The organism is Kitasatospora sp. NPDC059803 (assembly GCF_042732255.1).
In the GTDB taxonomy this organism is placed as follows: domain Bacteria; phylum Actinomycetota; class Actinomycetes; order Streptomycetales; family Streptomycetaceae; genus Kitasatospora.
The window spans coordinates 1-1,171 of sequence record NZ_JBHWIJ010000590.1 but is presented as its reverse complement, the minus strand read 5'-3'; the positions used below and the strand labels follow the sequence as shown (position 1 = coordinate 1,171).

The following is a 1,171-nucleotide window of genomic DNA, read 5'->3' as shown; positions in this document are numbered from 1 at the left end:
TTAGCTTCCGGGTTCGGAATGTAACCGGGCGTTTCCCTCACGCTATGACCACCGAAACACTATGAAACTGTCAACCGCACCAACCCCGTAGCCAAACGGGTTGGGGTCGTTGTTTCAGAACAACACAGTGGACGCGAGCAACTGAGGACAAGCCCTCGGCCTATTAGTACCGGTCAACTCCACCCCTCACAGGGCTTCCATATCCGGCCTATCAACCCAGTCGTCTACTGGGAGCCTTACCCTCTCAAGGAGGTGGGAGTGCTCATCTCGAAGCAGGCTTCCCGCTTAGATGCTTTCAGCGGTTATCCCTCCCGAACGTAGCCAACCAGCCATGCCCTTGGCAGGACAACTGGCACACCAGAGGTTCGTCCGTCCCGGTCCTCTCGTACTAGGGACAGCCCTTCTCAACACTCCTACGCGCACAGCGGATAGGGACCGAACTGTCTCACGACGTTCTAAACCCAGCTCGCGTACCGCTTTAATGGGCGAACAGCCCAACCCTTGGGACCTACTCCAGCCCCAGGATGCGACGAGCCGACATCGAGGTGCCAAACCATCCCGTCGATATGGACTCTTGGGGAAGATCAGCCTGTTATCCCCGGGGTACCTTTTATCCGTTGAGCGACGGCGCTTCCACAAGCCACCGCCGGATCACTAGTCCCTACTTTCGTACCTGCTCGACCCGTCAGTCTCACAGTCAAGCTCCCTTGTGCACTTACACTCAACACCTGATTGCCAACCAGGCTGAGGGAACCTTTGGGCGCCTCCGTTACTCTTTAGGAGGCAACCGCCCCAGTTAAACTACCCACCAGACACTGTCCCTGATCCGGATCACGGACCCAGGTTAGACATCCAGCACGACCAGAGTGGTATTTCAACGACGACTCCACAACAACTGGCGTTGCTGCTTCAAAGTCTCCCACCTATCCTACACAAGCCGAACCGAACACCAATATCAAGCTATAGTAAAGGTCCCGGGGTCTTTCCGTCCTGCTGCGCGAAACGAGCATCTTTACTCGTAATGCAATTTCACCGGGCCTATGGTTGAGACAGTCGAGAAGTCGTTACGCCATTCGTGCAGGTCGGAACTTACCCGACAAGGAATTTCGCTACCTTAGGATGGTTATAGTTACCACCGCCGTTTACTGGCGCTTAAGTTCTCAGCTTCGCC

General features: G+C 55.5%; 1 rRNA gene. It reads right to left on the bottom strand.

Annotated elements, in window-relative coordinates:
* Positions 1-143 precede the first annotated feature (143 nt).
* Positions 144-1,171: ribosomal RNA gene (locus tag ACFV6I_RS39700) — 23S ribosomal RNA — on the bottom strand; the annotation flags it as partial.